The following is a 19,797-nucleotide window of genomic DNA, read 5'->3' on the forward strand; positions in this document are numbered from 1 at the left end:
GCAACAATTATCATGTACAGCAGACTGCCATACAAAACTAAACAATTCTTTTTTGTGCTTATTAAATTAAGCATAGTAGTTGGTGCATTTTATTTTATTTACCACAAAATAGCAAATAACAGCACTTTAAAATTTTCTGATTTTATTGATTTTCTATCAAAAAACGATGCTTTTTCATTAAAAACCATTCTTTTTTTAGTGCTTTTAAGCATTTTAAATTGGTTTTTTGAAATTCTAAAATGGAAAACCTTAGTGACTTCTATTAAAAAAACAAGCTTTAAAAATGCACTTGAGCAAAGTTTAGGCGCGTTAACAGCCTCTTTATTTACACCCAACAGAATTGGAGAATATGGCGCAAAAGCTATTTATTATGCTGCCAATCACAGAAAACGCATCATGCTTAATAACTTACTGAGCAATATGTTACAAATGAGCGTTACCGCAATTTTGGGGTTTATTGGATTTAGTTTTTTTATAGTAGAATATGACCCAAATATTAATTATTATAAATTTACTAGATTTTTGGTAATTGCAATAATGGCATTCACTTTATTAGGTTTTGGAATGACTAAAAGCAAGTTTTCTATTAAAGGTTTTGCTTTAGAGAAAATAAAATATTTTATTGTTGCATATCCAAAAATCAAGCTTGTTTTGGGTTTTCTGCTTTCTGTAATCCGTTACGCTATTTTTTCTTTTCAGTTTTATTTTTTATTACAACTTTTTGAAGTTGACATCACATATTTAAATGCTATGGCAATTATTACCACTATGTATTTATTAGCCTCAATAGTGCCTTCTATTTTTATTTTTGATGTTATTATTAAAGGTAGTATTGCTGTTTATTTATTCTCATTTATCCAAGTCAATGAACTTACTATTTTAAGTATTGTTACGCTCATGTGGTTATTTAATTTTGTATTGCCGAGCATCTTTGGAAGTTATTATGTGCTTAACTTTAACTTTCCGAAAAACGACGAATAAACATGAGCTTAATTAGCGTATTCATAACCTTTATTTATTTACTTTTAATAGGAAGTCTTGTTTATGGTTTTGGTAAAATAAAGGTTTTTAAGTTACAAAATACCCCTGCTAAAACTAAGTTCTCGGTAGTGATTCCTTTTAGGAATGAAGCTGAAAATTTACCTAAACTATTAAAATCTATTGAAGCATTAAAATACCCGAAACATCTTATTGAAATTATTTTTGTTGACGATGCATCGGAAGATGATTCTTTTGAAATTATTAAAAAAACTTTAGATACATCCCAAACTGATTTTTCGATACTCTTAAATAAAAGAAAAACGAATTCACCTAAAAAAGACGCGATTACCTTAGCCATTAACCATGCAAAATACGAATGGATTATTACTACCGATGCCGATTGTATTGTACCAAAATATTGGCTGGATAGTTTCGATGAATACATTCAAAAAACTAACGCTATTTGCATTGCTGCACCTGTAACCTACACTAATAAAAACACGTTTTTACATCGATTTCAATTACTTGACATGCTTAGCTTACAAGGTGCAACCATTGGTGGCTTTGGCATTAAAAAACCCTTTTTATGTAACGGCGCTAATTTTGCATACAAAAAAGACATATTTATTGAATTAAATGGTTTTGATGGCAATACCAATATCGCAAGTGGTGATGACATTTTCATACTCGAAAAAATAGCAAAAACACATGTAAAGCAGCTACACTATTTAAAATGCGAACAAGCCATTGTAACAACCGTACCTCAACCCAGTTGGCCTGAGTTAATATCGCAACGCATACGTTGGGCAGCAAAAACTAGCGCCTATAATAATTGGTTCGGTAAATTTACAGGAGGTGTTGTTTTACTCATGAATGGGTTAATCCTTTCAAGTTTACTCCTCGCTTTTTTTGGAGCTTTTAACTTTAAAAGTTGGTTTTATATATTAATTATCAAGTTTAATATCGATTTTTATTTAATTTATAAATCGGCATTATTTTTTAATCAGAAGGGTGTTTTAAGAACTTTTATTTCAGGGCTTATTATTTATCCTTTTTTTAGTGTTTATGTGGCTTTTATTTCTGTTTTTACAAGTTATAAATGGAAAGGGAGGGATTTTAAAAAATAAACCATCCAATTATTTTTATTAGATTTACTTCCAATGAACTTATTCAATAAAACATCAAACCCAGCCTTTACAAATTACTTTTTTGATGGTGGCAACACCAATACTAAAACCATGACGGTTACTGGTATTTTAATAAAATCGATGTTCTCAATAGCCATCATAATAATTATTTCAATAGGTATTTGGAAATTACACAGTAATGGCACAGATATTAAATGGTATTCTATAGGCGGTATGTTAGCCGCAATTGTCATTAGTATTATTATTTCTGTCCGTCAACATTGGGCACATATTTTAGTTCCCCTTTACGCCATTGCAAAAGGATTTTTTTTAGGGAGCTTTTCTGCTTATGCCCATGATAGATTTCCAAATTTCCCGTATCAAGCCATAGGTATTACTTGCGTTACTTTTGTAGTGATGCTATTGCTATATCAAACGCGATTCATTGTTGTTACTAAAAAATTACGAAGCGTTATTATAACTGCTGTAACAAGTATTTTTGTGATTTATATTATATCTTGGATTTTAGATTTCTTCGGAATTAAAGTTTTTATTTGGGGAACTTCATGGCCAGCTATAATTTTTAATATTCTTGCTGCTGTTTTTGCCTCACTGTCTTTACTTCTCGATTTTGATTATATAGAACGCTATAAAAACAAAGCACCTAAATATAAGGAATGGCTTGCTACTTGGGGACTATTAGTAACCCTTGTTTGGTTATATATTGAAGTACTACGATTAATGAAAAAGTTGGCTATTCGCTTTTAATCCACATGAATTATTATTGGTAAATTAAATTCTGTGGTTACTTGTTGTCCACGTTTTAATGCTGGGAATATTTTAGGTAAAGAATCTAGGCTTTTATCAAGTAAGCTCTTGATATTTGGAATTTCGTTAATTGTAAGTGAATCAATTTTTGATTTTAATAAAACCAATTTCCCTAATTTAGAAACTTGAAATTGTAGCATCATGGTGTCATTAATATCTTGAGTAACAACAATAGCTTCTTTTTGCAAAAAATCGGTAATATGAGTCGTTAAAGTGTGCTGAAAACAAACTTTCCGTTCTTCTTTTGTAATAGAATAATCACATATTGAAAAACTCGGGTATTCATCAACATCGTTCCAGTTAAAAGTTTGTAGTTCTTCTTTTAAAATAGCTTCTGTAGATGTTTTTTTCACATTGAAATACTCGCAAGATGTGAGCATTAAAAAAAATAGAAAAACAGAAAAATATCTCATGAATTACAACTGAATCCGAAAAGTACAATTTTATTCTAAAATTTTAATCTTAATGACATATCTATTTGTAACATTCGGCATGGTTTTTAGTCTAAACTAGTATATAACTTAAATACATTTATGGATATTATTTTAATCATCATTGCTGCTCTAATTATGTTTTTAGGCATTATTGGTAGCTTTTTACCTATTTTACCAGGGCCACTCACTAGCTGGTTGGGACTTTTAATTGTTCATTTTACAGACGCTGTACCAATGGATAAATCTTTTTTAATGATAACATTCCTAATTGCCCTATTTATCTGGTTGTTGGATTATGTTATTCCAGCTATTGGCACGAAACGTTTTGGAGGCACTAGATATGGAATGGTAGGCACTACTATTGGGCTTATTGTTGGATTGATTGCTCCTATTCCTGGGGGCATTATTATTGGTCCATTTGTAGGAGCATTGATTGGAGAACTTTTAAATAAAAACGATACTAAGGCAGCTACCAAAGCTGCATTTGGTTCTTTTATAGGTTTTTTAACCTCAACCTTTATAAAGTTTGTGGTTGCCGTAACCTATTTAGGTCTTTTTATTGGAATTCTATGGGATTATAGAGTGGCATTATTTTAGACGCAAAAAAAAGAAACCCTGTGGGTCTCTCACCTCCACAGGGCTATGTAAATTGCTATTATCAACAAAAAAAATTGAGGGATTAATTAATTTTTGAAGTGTTGATAAACAAATGTAACTAAACAATTTCTTTTTAAACTACGGGAAACCCGTAACGAGTTTACGGGTTAACTATACTTTTGAGTTGTAGCAGTGGTTTTGATAGCAAAAAAGCGTCAATTTTATTTGAAAATAATTCACGCTTTTTTGATTTTGTAATACTTTCATTATGAATTCTATACAAATCCTTTCTTTTTGGCTTTATTCAATAAAGTTTCATCCTGCCCATCGTTTACCTCAAAGATTTCCCTAAGCTGTTTTTTTCTTTTTTCAACCGCACTTAAAGAAATATCTAAATGCGCTGCAAGATTCTTGGTCTTTACACCTTGAGATAACAGATGAAGTATTTTCCTGTTCTTATCATCAACAACAATATCGCTTGCAATGGCTTTTCTAATATGACTATTAACTGTGCCACTATAAAATGGTGGACTATAAAGTACTTTTTGAAATGCACTTGCCAATTCACTAGAGGTTAAATCGCTTTTAATTAAAAACCCCTCGGGGTCTATAGTTTTAATAATGTTATGAATTCTAAAGGATTCGTTAAACATCGTTAAAATAATAATTTTTGCATTGGGTAAATTTTTGCGAGCATATTCTGCTAAATCTTCACCAGAACTCATCAGCCCATCAGTAGATGGTGGTAAACTAATATCAACAAACAGCACATCATAGTACCTTACAGTTTGGATTGACTTATCCATATAAGCTATGGCCTCATCGCAATTATTTGCTATATCTATTTCTAATTCTTGATTTTCTTTTTTTGTAAAAAGTAATGTGTTTTGATACCCCTCAATAATCATTGGGTGGTCATCAATCATAAGTATTCTTATTTTTTCAGTCATATTTGGCGTTAGGGTATTGGGACTTCTATGGTTACTTTTGTTCCTATATTTTTTTCAGAAGTTATATTTATAATTCCATTTATTTCTTTAATTCTAGAATTCATATTTTTTAAACCAATGCCAGATTTGGCTTTGTTAACATCAAACCCTGAACCATTATCGGTCATGATTAAGCAAATTACGTTATTTTTCAATTTAAAACTAATACTAACTTGTGTTGCATTAGCGTGTTTATATATGTTATGAAGCGATTCTTGAATAATTCGATAGATATGAATCTTCTTTTTATTAGATACGCCGTCCCAATTTATTGTACCATCATGTTCAAAATTATAATGTAAGCCATACGCTAATGTTTGTGTTTCAACCAATGTTTTAATAATATCAATAAATCCAGAGCCTGAAACAAAATCGGTATTTAACTCGTGCGATACTTTTCTAATATCCTCTTCAATCGTTTTTAATTCAACAATATATTCACCTCTTGTTTTTATAGCATCCGCAGTGGTGCCCATATTCAGGCTATCTAAACTTAATCTAGTTCCAAACAAACGCCCTAAAACCCCATCGTGCAACTCTTCAGAGATTCGTTTTTTCTCTTGTGTCCTTGCTTCTTCAATACTTTCATTTTGAGATAGCATGAGGTTATAAATCTCCTCATTGGTTTCTTGTTGTTTCTGTATAAATTGCAATTCTTTATTTTTATTTCGTTGAGTAACTACTAGATATAACAGGAAAGAAGCTAAAATTACGACTACAGAAATAATTAAAAGCCACATACGTTCTTTGGCTATCTGTATGTTTTCTTCTTCTATCTTATCAGTTTCATATTGAATTCTTGTAAACTTATTTCTTATACTTCTTTCATTTTTTATTAGACTATCGTTTAGCTCGATATAAGCATCATAGTATTTTACAGCAATACTATCTTTTTCAATTTTTGAAAGCACCAACAAAGATTCTAAATATGTGTCTTTTGAAAACTCTTTAGAAATTCCTTTTGCTTTATAAGCATAATATTTAGCCGAATCCTTTTTATTAAGATCATTATAATACTCAGCTAAATGAAGATTTAAGATAATATTGTTATACACATCATCAATAGTATCTGAAACACTTAGTGCCTTTAAATATAATCCAGGTAATTGTTCTAGATTTTTTGACAAATACAATGTGTGGGCATAATTATCCAGTACCATAGCATAAAAATCTGGACGGTCATTTATCAAGTTTTTCCTAGATAATAATTCATTGTAATATTCTAAAGCTAAATCATAATCCTTTGAATTTTTATAAACGTTAGCTATGTTATTTTTTTGATTATCTATAGTCGCTTTGTTATTGCCCTGCAACTGCTTCTTTATGTCTAATGCCCTATTATTGTATTTGATAGATTCTTCCCATTGACTTAATTCCTTAAAAACAATACCAAGATTATTATAGAAGTATGACTTATACTTTTTAACGCCTTCTGTTTCATCCAGTTGATCGAGTAAAGACAAGCCTTCAACACTTGTTAATTCACTTCCTGTATAGTCTTTATCAATACGTTGAAGTATTGAGATGTCTAAAAGAACAACAGCCGTATTAAATTTATCTTTTAACCCTCTAAATAATTTCTCGGCCTTATTATTGTAATAGTAAGCACTATCAACCATTACATCATAATAATAATACCCTAGGCTCTTGTTTATTTGAGCTAATAGAGAGGTCTCATTTATTTTGCTGGCTAATTTTAAACCCTTATGGCTATATTTTAAAAATAAATTGACATTGCCGTTATCTCTATATATTGAAGACAAACTAATATAGCTTTTCACTTCTAAAGTATCTATCTTCTGTCTTTCTGATATCTCTTTGGCTCGAAGTGCATTAGATAGTCTTTCTTCAAAATTATTAAATGTGCTTTTATGCGAATTGATCAAATAAAATTCGATGCTATCAATACTGGCCTTGAGGTCTTCTTGTGCAAAAGAGACTGATGGAAAAAAAATGAGAAGAAAAAAAAACTTAAGTTTCAATACATTAAAATATAGGATATTTCAAATGTATCTATAATTTTTTGATTTTTATTAAAAGATAAAGCCCTTATCTAATGACAAGGGCTTTTTTTGTTAAAATTCTAAAAGAAATTTCTATCTCTCAGAAACTTGACCATCTTTTAAAAGGGATTGTGTATCAGTGTTAAGCAACACATCATCCTCATTTAAATCTTGTTTTGTACAAGACGTTAATGATGCAAAAAATAAGGCTAAGATCAAAGTAATTTTTAGGGTTTTCATAAATATTCAATTTTAAAGTTAAGGTTATATTATTTTCTCTATTTTTAAATAAAAACGTGTTAACTAAGACTTTGAAAACAAAATCTTGGTTGAGGGAAAATGGATAATTAACTTAAAACCGAATACATATAACTATGCAGAACGATTCTATAACTATTATTTTTGAGGGAATATGACTTGAAAAGTCAAAATGGATTAAGATTCTTAAATGAACTTAGGGAAATACTTGGTCGCTCGTTTAAGGACTGCTAAAATACGCTAAACCGCATTGGTATCAGTAATATATTCGACAAAATGCATGTTTTTATCGATTAAGTGCGTTTTATCGATGAAACACCATTAACAAATCAGAGTGTTGATTTGTTTTTAACCAAGCTTGTCTTAACTATTTTAGTCTTAACATCTTCTTCTGTCAATGTATTCTGCATTCTACTAATTAGCACTTGGGCCGCATGAGCTCCAATAATTTTGGCATGCTGGCGGATTGTAGTAAGTTTTGGAAGTGTATGGTTTGAATCTGATTTACTAGCAAAGGCTATTACAGATATATCTTTTGGCACTTTTAACCCAAAATTAACCGCTGTGTTAAGGGCTATTATTCCAGATGAACTATCAGCAGCAATTATACCATCAATACTATTATTTTTCTTGAAAAAAGATTTTATCTTTTTAGGGTGGTCATCCTTTTTCTTAACTTTTAACACCAATGGCTCCAAGCGTCCTGTTTCTAGTATTGCTTTATTATAACCCCGTTCTCTTAGCTTACCTACACTTATATCGTCTATGTTACTTATAAAAACAATTCGCCCCCTTCCTTCTTCAATTAAGCTTTTGGTTGCATTATAAGTGGCATCAAAATCATCAACAATCACTTTATCGCATAAAACATCGTGTGCCACTCTATCAAACATGACAATTGGCAATCCTTGTTTAATTGTATTCTTAAAATGCTCTACCTCGTTATTAATCTGGGATTCTTCGGCTACAGACAAAATAAAACCATCTACACTTCCATTTCCTAACAACTGTAAACTATCTTTTTCTTTTTGTAAAGATTCATTAGATATACAGGTAATTATATTATATCCATGCTCTGCAGCCTCTCTTTCGATACCAAAAAGCACTTTAGCCAAAAAGCGGTTAAGAATATTAGGAATTATAACACCTATGGTTTTAGTTTTGTTGTTTTTTAAGCTTAAGGCTACTTTATTGGGCCTATAATTATACAATTCAGCCAGTTCTTTAACACGTCTAACTGTTTCTTCACCAATTTCCTCACTATTGTTCAAAGCTTTTGAAACCGTTGATATAGAAACGTTTAATTCTTTTGCTAATTGTTTTAAAGTAACCATGTTTTAGTAACACTAATTTTATAAGTAACGCAATTTACAAAATTAGTGTTAGCATTTAAGAATTATTTACGCCTCAGACTTTATTTGTTTTAAACCTTTTTAAAATCAATTGGTCTGAAGTAAAGCATTTGGTTTAATATAATTTATACATACATTTGCTGCCTTAAAATTTCATTATTTAGTTTCAACTTATCAAATCTTATAATTTGAATGAAAAATTTAATTACAATATTTCTAGTTCTTTTTTTTGGAACCCAATTAATGCATTGTCAAATTACTGGTAAAATAATTGATGGAGAAACTAACGCACCTTTAGAGTATGCAACTGCTGCATTGTACAAACAAAACGGAAGCTTAGTTACTGGAGTAGTAACAACTATGGAAGGGACTTTTTCTTTGGATGAAGTAAAATCAGGAACTTATTATCTGGAAGCTTCTTTTATGGGCTATACCTCTTTAAAAACAGAGATCATAAAAGTTAATAAAAAAGGTGAGACAATTAATTCAGGTACTTTAAAATTAATTTTAGGTAGCCAACTTAATGAAGTACTTGTAAATGCAGAACGGTCTGCGGTTGTGCATAAAATTGACCGACAAGTTTTTGACACGAAAAAGTACCAAAATAGTGAGGGAGGAAATGCCGTTGATATTATTAAAAACTTACCATCTGTAACTGTTGATGGTCAAGGTGAAATAAGTGTTAGAGGAAGTAAAGGATTTACTGTTTTAGTTAATGGTAAGCCTACTCAAGGCGATGCTAGTTCAATTTTAGCACAATTGCCTGCAAATGCTTTAGAAACCATAGAACTTATTACGGCGCCTTCTGCTAAATACGACCCCGAAGGTAAAGGCGGTATTTTAAATATAAAAACAAAAAAAGGAGCTGCCAATGGCACTTATGCACAATTAAATGTTCGGGGTGGGCTTCCTTCAATTGAGCCTTATAACACTAAAGTACCAGCAAAACGCTATGGTATTGATGCCACGGTTAATAAACGAACAGATACATGGAATATTTCACTTGGTGCTAGCTACCAACGCAATGATAAAACAGGACGTCGTGAAGGTGATATGTTTATTGTAAACACACCTGAAAATAAAACAACATTATTGCCATCGGATGGAGAGCGTAGTTTTGATGACATTAGTTATAATGGTCGTTTTAATGTCGATTTTACACCAAATAAAAGCGATGAATTTTCATTAGGGTTTTTCGCTGGAAAGCATACAAAAGAGCGGCTTGCAGACATTGTGTATTATGATAACCATGCCCTATCTCCAATTGGTAGCCAGAACAGGTTATATACTTTTGAATATTACAACCATAACTTAAGAATTCGTAAAGGTGATTTTGCTTTAGGAAGTTTTGATTATGCTCATAAATTCAATGACGACTCTAAACTATCGACATCTTTTTTATATGAATACACCTTTTTAGGTGGTCCAACAGAAAATGATAATTTAGGACATCCTGACAATAATATTGTTTACCAAAAAGAATTTAACACCAATGACAATCCGCTTTACGGAAAACGTTTTAACTTAGATTATGAATGGAAACCTTTTACATTCGGAACTATTGAAACAGGTTACCAATACCGAGATATCGACCATACAGGTGAGTTTGTTTACGAACGTGATGGAAATTTGGTAACAGAATTTTCAAGTGATATAGAATTAAAACGTAAAATTCACTCAGGCTATGTGCAATTAACGGGTAAGAAAAGCAAATGGGATTACGCTGCTGGTGTGCGTTTAGAATCTATGGATAGAACCTATACCGAGGCCTTAAAAAGTGAACCCACACCTAATGTTTACGAATACGATTTTGTTAAATTATTTCCTTCAGCTTCTGTACAATATGCTGTAAATGATAAAACAAATATTAAAGTAGCTTACAGTAAAAGGATAGAACGAACTACAACGCTAAAAATGAATAGTTTTGCAGAACGTGAGCATTCTGAAGTATTTGAACAAGGAGATAACACTTTGTTACCAGAATTTATAGATTTAGCTGAATTAGGTATAACTAAAAAGATAAAAGGAGGGAATTCTCTTTATGCTACAGCGTATTTTAGGCATGTAGATAATGTCATTAATCGTGTAAATACTTTAGCTTATGAGTCTACAGGAGCTGTAATAGACAGTATTATAAATCGTGTGTATTCGAACGTTGGAAAAAGTAATGCTCTAGGCTTAGAGCTTGGTGCTACTATTAAACCAACTGAAAACTGGACCAATGTCATTGGCGCCAATATTTATAACTATGCTATTGATGGTGTTTTAAATTTTAACCACCGAGATGGTATTTCAAGAACTTATAATATTGATAGTAAATCAACCATTTATTCTTTCAATTTAAATTCTACTTATTCATTTTGGAATAATGCCTCTTTACAGTTTACATTCAATTATCTATCAGATAGAAATACAGCCATGGGAGAAGACTCTAGGTTTTACTCGCCTAATTTAACATTAAGAAAAGTATTTCTTGACAATCGTTTAACGGCTACATTGCAATGGCAAAATATCGATATGGGCATGTTTAAAACCAATGAGCAACGTATTACCACCTCCAGACCTGATCAGTTTTTTACCACAACTAATTATGTCTATGAAGTAGATATGGTTTCTTTAAACCTGTCTTACACGTTTAATACGGTTAAAAATAAATCTAAGTTCATTGATAGTGAATTTGGTAAACGTGAGTTTTAAAAAGTAAGTTGCTTAAAAACACAACAACCTCCTATAAAACAAAAAAGAGCTACAATTTCTTGTAAGCTCCCTTTTATTGATTAATAGCATTTATAAGACACGCTTTTTGTTGAAAGGTCACATCAATATTATCTGTTTGTATTTTAGACAATACTTTAAAAAAACAGACAAAGAGCCATTTTTTATAAATATAATAATTATCCTACAAAAAAATAGTTGTGAAATCAATTCTTGTCTAAAAACGTTTTTAAAAATCCCATTGCTTTTTTAGACACCCCAAATTTTGCTTTAGCTTCATCTTTAAATTCTTCTAATTTTTAACTAGCGTCTGCTCCCAATTCAGTTGCTTTTTCAATCGCTTTATCCAACTGTTCTTCTGTTTCTTTGGCATATTTTTTTGCTACGACTTTAGCGTCTTCAAATTTCTCTTGTGCCTCATCATTAAACTTATCTGTCTTATATTTTAGCTAATTCTTTAATTTCCCCTCATTTTTCATGGGTTTCACAAGCCAATGTATTCGCTTTTTCTTTTACATTATAATAAGTCTCTCTAGCTTCAAATTTTACTTTATGATCATAAGTTTCATCTTTTATAACTTCAGTTTGATATACAACTTCACTTTCGGTGGATTTACTTGATTCTTTTGTCATGGTCCATTTATTTCTAATTATAGGTCTATGAACTCCTAATAATGTTACAAAAAAGAATTATCTTAACAACATAATAATGCCACCAATTGCAGTAACAATCAATATAAACTTTCTGTAATTTACATTTGAAATGAGTTTAACAATGTATGCTCCCAAGAAGAATCCAATAATAACAGTTGGAATTAAAACCGAATTTAAAACCAGTGTTTCTTTAGTAACGGTTTTCCAAATAAAAACATGAAAGGGTAACTTGAATACATTTATAATAAAAAACAACCAAGCTGCAGTTCCTATAAATTCATTCTTAGGAAAACGCATAGCTAAAAAATAAATGTTTGAAATGGGCCCTGCAAGATTGCCAATCATGGTTGTGAATCCAGCTAGAAAACCAGTTATAGTTGAAAATAATTTATTGGTTGGGACTTTATTGGACTTTCTGTTTTCGGTATAAAACATAATAAGTACAGAAACAATAATTATTATAGCCATCATCCGTTTAAAAATGATTTCAGAAATATCATTACCAACCCAAACACCAACTAAAACACCAACAACCATCCAAGGTATTAGCTTTTTTATAATATACCATTGTGCATGGCGGTTATAATAAATAACAGCAAAAACATCGGCAGCGATTAGCATGGGCAACAAAACGCCTGTTGAAGCTTTTTCGCCAAAAACAAAAGCCAATATAACCACGATGATGATACCAATTCCTTTAATTCCTGATTTGGACAGACCCAATAAAAAAACCGCAAAACCAATAGCGATCCATTGCAACGCAGTTAAATTGTATGATTGAAGTATTTCTAAATAAGTCAATAGCTATTTTTCTTGAAATAAAATAACGAATTTACAAAAAAGCGGAGTCTATGGATTCCCAAAGTTCAACTTTATTACCATTGTTATCTAAAACCCGACCAAAATTACAATATTTGTATTCTTCAATTTTACCAACTATAGTAACACCTTCTTCTTTTAAAACCTTTATGAGTTTCTCTAAATTTTCAACCATATAATTAAACATAAGTCTTTTTTTGAAGGCTCGTAATATTTAGTATCCTCTGCAAATGGACTTCATTGTGTTGAACAATCGTTTCCTTGTTTATCTTTCCACCAAAAGGCGCAACCATAATCATCGGTATTAAATCCTAAATGTTTTTTGTATCAATCTTTTGATGCTTTTGGGTCCTTAGCTTTAAAAAATAAGCTGCCTATTCCTGTTACTCATTTTTTCATTATAAACTTATTTTTTTATTTCCTCGAAGGTGGGAAATCATTGCTTCTTTTTAAACGCAGATTCATAAATACCAATCCATTCTTGGGTGCTTACTTTTGCAGTTAATTCGCCTATTAAATCAAAAGGAATATCGTCCATTCTTTTAAATCTAATACAGCTTTTACCCATATCTAGTTTATACTTACATTGTTTAGCATACTCAGCGGTAAACCAATCCATAACCTCTTTTTTAGCATAAATAACCATGCTATACACGGCAATAAATTTTTTTTGAGAAGCTAAACTCATAAATGGTAATGGCAATTTTGGATCGCAATGATAGCCATCGGAATACACTGTATGCGGGATAACATAACCAAGCATTCCATAACCCATAGCTTCTTCCATACCTTTTGGGAGGTTATCTAAAATTTGTTGTCTTAATTTTTGAATGGGCTCTTTTCTATCATCTGGTATTTCGTCCAGATATTGCTGAGGTGTTATTGCTTTTGATTGCATTTTTTATACATTTTGAGAACATATAAAGTTAACAAAATTTTGCTTTAATTTTATCCACTATTGTTTGTGCCAATTTTTCTTTGCTTTCAATGGTCCAACCTGCTACGTGTGGAGATAATAGAACGTTTTTTGAATCTATTAAATACTGAAAGGCTTCTGGTAATTCTGAAGAAAATAAGTTTTCAAAAGATGCTTTTTCATATTCTAAAACATCCAACCCTGCTCCTAAAATTTTACCGGATTTTAATGCGGAAACTAAATTTTTTGTTACGACGCTTTTACCACGGGCAGTGTTAAAAAACCAAAATGATTTTTCAAATTGATTAATAAACTCCGTATTAATCATGTTTAGAGTTAATGGTGTTTGTGGTGTATGCAAACTCACTACATCTACTTTTTCTTGGAACACCGCAAGAGGCACTTGTTTTGCATTGATATCTCCAACATGCTCTTTTATATCGTAACAGAGCACCTCAACATCAAACCCTTGTAGTTTTTTCGAAAAAGCTTTCCCCATGTTTCCGTAGCCTATAAGACCTACTGTTTTTCCGTCTAATTCAATACCTCGATTATCTTCTCTTAACCATTTGCCTTGTCTTACTTCAGCATCTGCCTTGTTGAGTTTGTTAAAAAGTGATAGTAGCATCCCTAATGTATGTTCTCCAACTGCATTTCTATTGCCTTCTGGTGCAGATATTAAATACATGCCTTTTTGTTCGGCATAACCGCAATCAATATTTTCCAGTCCTGCACCAACACGACCTATAAATTTTAAGCTTGTTGCGGCATCAAGAAATTGTTTATCTATGGTAAAACGACTTCTTAAAACGACACCATCGTATTCATGAATTTTAGCTTCTATGTCTTGTTTTGAAGATATGTAATCTTCATGATTTGTAAACCCGAAATCATTCAATTGATTGATTAATAATTCGTGGTTGGTATCTAGATGGAGGATTTTCATTTGAATAAATTAGGTTACAAAAATACGATGTTTTTGCGTTAGGGATTGAAGAGGAAATCCTTTTTGTGAGGCACGAACAAAAAGATTGTATCGGAAAGCCCGACCCTTATGGTAATGCCCAAGTAAAAAAAGAAAAAATGATGTTATTCTGAAAAAAATCCTGAATTGCAACTACTAAATTCCAAGAATCATTTTAGCAATCCAAAAGTAGAGTAGAATACCTAAAATATCGTTGCTTGTAGTGATAAAAGGACCTGTGGCAATAGCTGGGTCTATACCACGTTTGTTTAGAAACAATGGCACAAAAGTACCGATGAGCCCTGCAACAATAATGACTGCAACTAGCGATACTGAAATTGCTAAAGCCGTGTTTATTTCGCCTTTAAAAGCCCATACAAATAAAAAGAGAAAGAGGGCTAATATAACACCGTTTAGGGCTGCGAGCAGCATTTCTTTTATCAATCGGCTATTAACACTACCTCGTACATCGTCGTTTGCGAGACCTTGAACGATAATGGCACTGGATTGCACACCAACGTTTCCTGCCATGGCCGCAATTAGGGGTGTGAAAAAGAATAATACTACCGCTTTTCCTGTAAAAAGCCCTTCGAAACCTTCCATGATTAAAAAAGCGCCTATACCACCAACTAACCCTAAAAATAGCCATGGCAAACGGGCTCTGGTTAGTTCAAGAATACTATCATCTGCCTCTACATCTCCGGTAATACCTGCTGCCATTTGGTAATCTTTATCGGCTTCTTCTTTTAAAACATCTACAATATCATCAATAGTAATTCTGCCTAAAAGTATTTGGTTTTCATCAACTACAGGAATAGCCTCTAAATCGTACTTTGCCATGATCTTTGCAACATCTTCTACATCGTCATGTACATTAACAAAATCTACATTAACCTTAACTAGGTCTGCTATTTTTTGTTCACTTTTAGCAACAATTAAATCCTTTAAAGACAACCTACCAATAAGTTTTTCTTCTTTATTTACTACATAAATAGAATGTACACGTGTTACCTCTTTGGCTTGACCTCGAATTCTACGCATACAACCGGCAACGGTCCAAGTTTCATAAACTTTAACAAGTTCTTTTGCCATGAGTCCACCCGCAGAGTTTTCATCATAAGCTAAAAGTTCTGTGATTTCGGCTTTGTGTTCCTCGTCTTCAATTTGGTCTATGACATCTTTCTGACGTGCTTCTGGTAATTCTGCAATAATATCCGCCGCATCATCGGTATCTAATTCGCCAACTTCTTCGGCAATTTCTTTAGCAGAGAGCTGCTTTAAGACTTTTTCTCGATTATCTTCATCGAGTTCCATAAGGATATCTGAAGTCGTATCGGAATCTAGAAGTTTAATGACATACACTGCCTCTTCTAGATTTAATTCATCTAAAATTTCGGCAATATCTGCGTAATGAAACTCATCTAGTAGTTTGTGAAGTTCTTTATCGTTTTGTGCTTCGATAAATTGCTCTACTTGCTCTATGAGTTCATCAGTTAATTGAAATTGTATGTTTTCGTTTTCTTCTGACAAACGGAAAAAATTAAAAGGTTCTATACGTCTTTTTCTAATAATTGCGTAAGCTCAATAAAAGCTTCAACACTTAATTGTTCTGGACGTTTGCCAAATATACTATTTGCTTTTAAATTATCAGATAAATTGAATGTTTTTAAACTGTTACGAAGTGTTTTTCTGCGTTGTTGGAAAGCGGCTTTAACGACTTTAAAAAAGAATTTTTCATCGCATGGTATTGAATAATCTGTTTTTCTTGTGAGTCTTAAAACACCTGAATCTACTTTTGGAGGTGGATTAAAAACGTTTGGTGGCACCGTAAATAAATATTCAGCATCATAAAACGCTTGTGTTAAAACCGAAAGAATACCATATACTTTACTGCCTTCTTTTGAGCAGATTCGTTGTGCGACTTCTTTTTGAAACATACCAGAGAATTCAGGGATTTGATCTCTCATTTCTAAAGTTTTAAAAACGATTTGGGTTGAAATATTATAAGGAAAGTTGCCTATGATAGCGAATGGTTCTTGTTTGAACACTTCGTTTAAATCATATTTTAAAAAGTCTTTTTCAATGATTCTTGGGGCGAGATTTAAATAGTTAGCTTGTAGATATTCAACCGATTCGGCATCTATTTCAATAACGTAGGTTTTTGTGTCTTTTTTAAGCAAGTACTTCGTGAGCACCCCCATACCTGGACCAATTTCTAAAACATTTTTGTAGCCTTTTAAAGTGAGCGTATCTGCAATTTTTTCTGCTACAGATTCATCTTTTAAAAAATGCTGCCCTAAATATTTTTTTGCTTTTACTTGATGTTGATTTGGATTGTATGCCACAGATTCATGAATGGATTGAATACAAAAGTAAGTTATTTAAAATTCACAGTATATTCATCTACAATTTGAAGCTCAGTTCTAAAAGCCAGCATTTTATCTGCGAATTTTTTCATGCCATCACTTCTCAGTTTGTCGGCATCTTCTTTATAATAGGCATCTAAAGCTTCTCTGGAATAGGAGCGGTATTGAACGGAATAGGTTGCACCTCCCATATCTTCTTCTACCAAAACTCTGGTGAGAGTCGCTTTTTCAAATTTACCTGTTGCTAACACTTTTGGGATGTGTTCTTTTATCCAAGTTAGCCATTCGCTGTGAATGGATTCGTCTATGTTAACAGTAACATTATATATATACATGTATTGTTGAGTTGTTTGTTGTTAAGATGTTTGGCTCTAATTCATAGCATCACCGCGTAAAGCTCTAAAACGTTTTCTAGCATCAATAAAATAAACGCTATCGGCATGATTAAAAATAATTTGCTCGTATAAGACCTTTGCTTTTTCGGGTAGATTTAATTGTTTCTCATAAATTTCAGCTAAATGAAAAAGGGCATCATCTATTAAAATACCATCCCTATAATTAGCTATTATAGACTCATAATTTGCTTGGGCTTTTTCAAACTGTAATTTTAATTCGAATAATTGCGCTTGTTTATATAGTGCTTGAGCAATTATAGGTTCTGTTTTATGATTGCTTAGAATTTTATCTAAAACCGTAATAGCCTCATCATTTCTGTTTTGAAAGGCTAGTAAATCAGCTTTTGAATACAGCTTTAAGGCCGTTTGAAGTGAGTCTTCATATTTATTATCTGAAATAAGCAGTTTTAAATTTAAGGCATCATTGGCAATAAGTTGCGATGTTGAAGCTTTTAAAATTTTAAGCTGCGATTCTGCCCACTTAAAATCGCCTTTATAATAACTAGCTTGAGCAACTTTATATCTAGCCTCTTGCGAGATTGTACTGTTTTTAAGATTACGTTGGATCTGTGTATAATAAATTAATGCCTTATTGAATTGTTCTTGCAATACCAAAACATCGCCTAGTTTTAATTTTACTTCGGCTTTTTGCAATTCAGTTAAAGGTAATTTTAAAGTATCTTCTAAAAACGCAGTTGCTTTGTCCGTTTCATTCATGTAAAACGCTAAAAAATGCGCATAAGCCATTTGTAAATTTAAAGTTCCTGCATGCGTACCAAACGTTTTTATCAACTCTAAATATTTACTATTAATACCCGGATAATACTCCTTTGAACTTTCTTTAATTTCTAATTGAAGTAAATTTTGATGCGCTTCTAGTATAGTATCCGAATCTTGTGCGGTCTCAATAATGTAATTGAATATTTCTTTGGCTATCTCACTTTCATTTTCGTTTACTGAAATTAACGCAAGCTCTTCAACCCTATCTAAACTTTCTGGTTGTCTTTTAAAAATTGCTTTTTCTTGGGTGAATGCTTTTTTGAAATCTTTTTGCTGGATAAACAACCAACTTAGCAGTTGGTTCCAAAGTAAATTGGGCTCTTGTTGTATTTTTTTTAAAAGAATTTTTCTGAATAAAATGTTGTTTTCGTTATCACTGTTTTCGCTAATAAAATCGTTGATAGCTCTTTTAACATCCCCTAAAATAACAGGGTTAGATTCGGCTAAATTAATATAACTGGAAAACATTTTTTCAATATGACCTTGTTCGCCATAAATTTGAGCTAACTGAATATTAAAATTAAAATCGGGATTTAGCAGCATGGCTTTTTCGTAGGCTATTGTAGCCTCATCTAAAAGCGAATGATTTTGAAAACTTCGTGCTACCGCAAATACATGGCTTGCATTCTCATCAATAATGGCTATTGCTTTTTGATAGTTTTCGTTTGCTTTTTCAATATTATTTTTAAGTTGAAAATTATACCCTAATTCTACAATAAATGCAGGATATTTAATCCGTTCCATTAATTTTAACAGAAATTTTTCAGCTTCATCATATTGTTCCAATTGCTGATATGAACTTATTATTTGATTTATATAATTAATATTGGACGGCGACTTTGCATACAATTTATTATACTCATGTAATGCCTTTTCATATTCGCCATTTTTAAAATATTCTTTAGCAAGAATACCATTTTGTGAAAATACCGAGGCAGATATAAATAAGCATAAAATAATAAGAAGTCTCATAATGTAAATATAACAAATGTGCTCTTTAGATATTGTAAATATTATTATAAAAAAATGCCCGAATAAAATTCGGGCACTAACCAACCAAAAATAAATGTTCTATTAACTACCGTTAATTAAATACTCGATTGGGGACAGCCTGATACCAAATTAAACATATAATGTCGCATATAAATCGTTTCTTTTTGGCTCACTTTTTATTAAAAATTTTTACCGTAACAATGGCTATGCTAAGAATTTTTAATTTCAATTAATCAAAAAATAATTCAATTTCTTATTACAATATTATATATTCAAATTGGTATTAAATCCCTGTCTACACAGGAAGACTATTTCAAAAAATCCTTTTTGATTGCATCAAGAGATTTGTATTGAAATCCCTATTTACTTGCAATGGTCATTGTATTATCTTCGGATTTAAACAATTCAAAATCTGAAGATAACACTTTACTTGCGAAGAAAATGAGAGCTATTAAAAGCACAATGCGTTTAACATTTTTCATGGTTAAGTAGGTTTGATAGATTTTATGTAACGAAATTGAAAAATAAAATTGAAAAACCAAAGAGAATTGAAAAGAAATCGTTGAACAGCATGCTAAAACTGCATTTCATCGATTAAAAACATGGTTTTTATGAAAATTTGTCAG

Annotated in this window: 19 protein-coding genes and 1 pseudogene; 5 read left to right on the forward strand and 15 right to left on the reverse strand. The window is 31.6% G+C overall.

The genetic code is table 11. The features are described from left to right. Window positions 1-12: 12 nt before the first annotated feature. The 3 genes from ABD935_RS05340 to ABD935_RS05350 are packed head-to-tail and all read left to right on the forward strand — an operon-like array spanning window position 13 to window position 2,876. Window positions 13-981 (forward strand): lysylphosphatidylglycerol synthase domain-containing protein, encoded by a 969-nt coding sequence (locus ABD935_RS05340; protein ID WP_345190633.1) that lies wholly within the window; start codon window positions 13-15, stop codon window positions 979-981. Window positions 982-983: 2 nt separating this feature from the next. Beyond that, window positions 984-2,108, forward strand: coding sequence for a glycosyltransferase family 2 protein (locus tag ABD935_RS05345; RefSeq protein ID WP_345190634.1), 1,125 nt, complete (start codon window positions 984-986; stop codon window positions 2,106-2,108). Window positions 2,109-2,141: 33 nt separating this feature from the next. Beyond that, on the forward strand, window positions 2,142-2,876 hold the full coding sequence (locus ABD935_RS05350) for a Bax inhibitor-1/YccA family protein (protein ID WP_345190635.1): 735 nt from the start codon (window positions 2,142-2,144) through the stop codon (window positions 2,874-2,876). On the opposite strand, the gene ABD935_RS05355 is transcribed toward ABD935_RS05350, so the two are convergent. Further along, window positions 2,873-3,316, reverse strand: a complete 444-nt coding sequence (locus tag ABD935_RS05355; RefSeq protein WP_345190636.1) for a hypothetical protein — start codon at window positions 3,314-3,316, stop codon at window positions 2,873-2,875. The genes ABD935_RS05350 and ABD935_RS05355 overlap by 4 nt on opposite strands. Window positions 3,317-3,469: 153 nt before the next feature. Between ABD935_RS05355 and ABD935_RS05360 the strand changes: the two genes are divergently transcribed. Further along, window positions 3,470-3,967, forward strand: a complete 498-nt coding sequence (locus tag ABD935_RS05360) for a DUF456 domain-containing protein (protein WP_345190637.1) — start codon at window positions 3,470-3,472, stop codon at window positions 3,965-3,967. A 275-nt stretch (window positions 3,968-4,242) separates the two neighbouring features. Here ABD935_RS05360 and ABD935_RS05365 read toward each other — a convergent pair whose 3' ends face one another. The 4 genes from ABD935_RS05365 to ABD935_RS05380 form a co-directional block, all read right to left on the reverse strand. Further along, complete coding sequence (locus ABD935_RS05365) at window positions 4,243-4,917, reverse strand: response regulator (RefSeq protein ID WP_345190639.1); 675 nt, start codon at window positions 4,915-4,917, stop codon at window positions 4,243-4,245. A gap of 8 nt (window positions 4,918-4,925) precedes the next feature. Further along, the gene (locus ABD935_RS05370; RefSeq protein WP_345190640.1) at window positions 4,926-6,938 is read right to left on the reverse strand and encodes a tetratricopeptide repeat-containing sensor histidine kinase; all 2,013 of its coding nucleotides are present in this window, start codon (window positions 6,936-6,938) and stop codon (window positions 4,926-4,928) included. 114 nt (window positions 6,939-7,052) lie between these two features. Further along, window positions 7,053-7,199, reverse strand: coding sequence for a hypothetical protein (locus tag ABD935_RS05375; protein ID WP_345190641.1), 147 nt, complete (start codon window positions 7,197-7,199; stop codon window positions 7,053-7,055). Between the two features lie 347 nt (window positions 7,200-7,546). Next, window positions 7,547-8,551, reverse strand: coding sequence for a LacI family DNA-binding transcriptional regulator (locus tag ABD935_RS05380; RefSeq protein ID WP_345190642.1), 1,005 nt, complete (start codon window positions 8,549-8,551; stop codon window positions 7,547-7,549). Window positions 8,552-8,761: 210 nt separating this feature from the next. Here ABD935_RS05380 and ABD935_RS05385 point away from each other — a divergent pair, with 210 nt between their 5' ends. Next, window positions 8,762-11,266 carry a TonB-dependent receptor gene (locus tag ABD935_RS05385; protein WP_345190644.1) on the forward strand — a complete coding sequence of 835 codons (2,505 nt, stop codon included), beginning with the start codon at window positions 8,762-8,764 and terminating at the stop codon, window positions 11,264-11,266. A gap of 486 nt (window positions 11,267-11,752) precedes the next feature. Here ABD935_RS05385 and ABD935_RS05390 read toward each other — a convergent pair whose 3' ends face one another. The 10 genes and pseudogenes from ABD935_RS05390 to ABD935_RS05435 all read right to left on the reverse strand — a co-directional run bounded on the left by ABD935_RS05390 (window position 11,753) and on the right by ABD935_RS05435 (window position 19,653). Further along, entirely contained in the window at window positions 11,753-11,917 is a 165-nt protein-coding gene (locus ABD935_RS05390; protein ID WP_345190645.1) for a hypothetical protein, read from the reverse strand. 57 nt (window positions 11,918-11,974) lie between these two features. Next, complete coding sequence (locus tag ABD935_RS05395; RefSeq protein WP_345190646.1) at window positions 11,975-12,739, reverse strand: TSUP family transporter; 765 nt, start codon at window positions 12,737-12,739, stop codon at window positions 11,975-11,977. A gap of 31 nt (window positions 12,740-12,770) precedes the next feature. After that, a pseudogene (locus tag ABD935_RS05400) lies at window positions 12,771-13,135 on the reverse strand (VOC family protein). A gap of 58 nt (window positions 13,136-13,193) precedes the next feature. Beyond that, complete coding sequence (locus ABD935_RS05405; protein WP_345190648.1) at window positions 13,194-13,655, reverse strand: DUF1801 domain-containing protein; 462 nt, start codon at window positions 13,653-13,655, stop codon at window positions 13,194-13,196. Window positions 13,656-13,683: 28 nt separating this feature from the next. Continuing rightward, on the reverse strand, window positions 13,684-14,619 hold the full coding sequence (locus tag ABD935_RS05410; protein ID WP_345190649.1) for a 2-hydroxyacid dehydrogenase: 936 nt from the start codon (window positions 14,617-14,619) through the stop codon (window positions 13,684-13,686). A 174-nt stretch (window positions 14,620-14,793) separates the two neighbouring features. Next, complete coding sequence (gene mgtE, locus ABD935_RS05415) at window positions 14,794-16,167, reverse strand: magnesium transporter (RefSeq protein WP_345190650.1); 1,374 nt, start codon at window positions 16,165-16,167, stop codon at window positions 14,794-14,796. A 20-nt stretch (window positions 16,168-16,187) separates the two neighbouring features. Beyond that, window positions 16,188-16,982, reverse strand: coding sequence for a 16S rRNA (adenine(1518)-N(6)/adenine(1519)-N(6))-dimethyltransferase RsmA (rsmA, locus tag ABD935_RS05420; RefSeq protein ID WP_345190651.1), 795 nt, complete (start codon window positions 16,980-16,982; stop codon window positions 16,188-16,190). Window positions 16,983-17,014: 32 nt separating this feature from the next. Beyond that, complete coding sequence (locus ABD935_RS05425) at window positions 17,015-17,338, reverse strand: DUF4286 family protein (protein ID WP_345190652.1); 324 nt, start codon at window positions 17,336-17,338, stop codon at window positions 17,015-17,017. A gap of 36 nt (window positions 17,339-17,374) precedes the next feature. Beyond that, on the reverse strand, window positions 17,375-19,150 hold the full coding sequence (locus tag ABD935_RS05430) for a tetratricopeptide repeat protein (RefSeq protein ID WP_345190654.1): 1,776 nt from the start codon (window positions 19,148-19,150) through the stop codon (window positions 17,375-17,377). A gap of 380 nt (window positions 19,151-19,530) precedes the next feature. After that, window positions 19,531-19,653, reverse strand: a complete 123-nt coding sequence (locus ABD935_RS05435) for a hypothetical protein (protein ID WP_345190655.1) — start codon at window positions 19,651-19,653, stop codon at window positions 19,531-19,533. Window positions 19,654-19,797: the final 144 nt, after the last annotated feature.

The sequence above is a fragment of the Algibacter agarivorans genome (assembly GCF_039543245.1).
Classification (GTDB): Bacteria; Bacteroidota; Bacteroidia; order Flavobacteriales; family Flavobacteriaceae; genus Algibacter_G; species Algibacter_G agarivorans.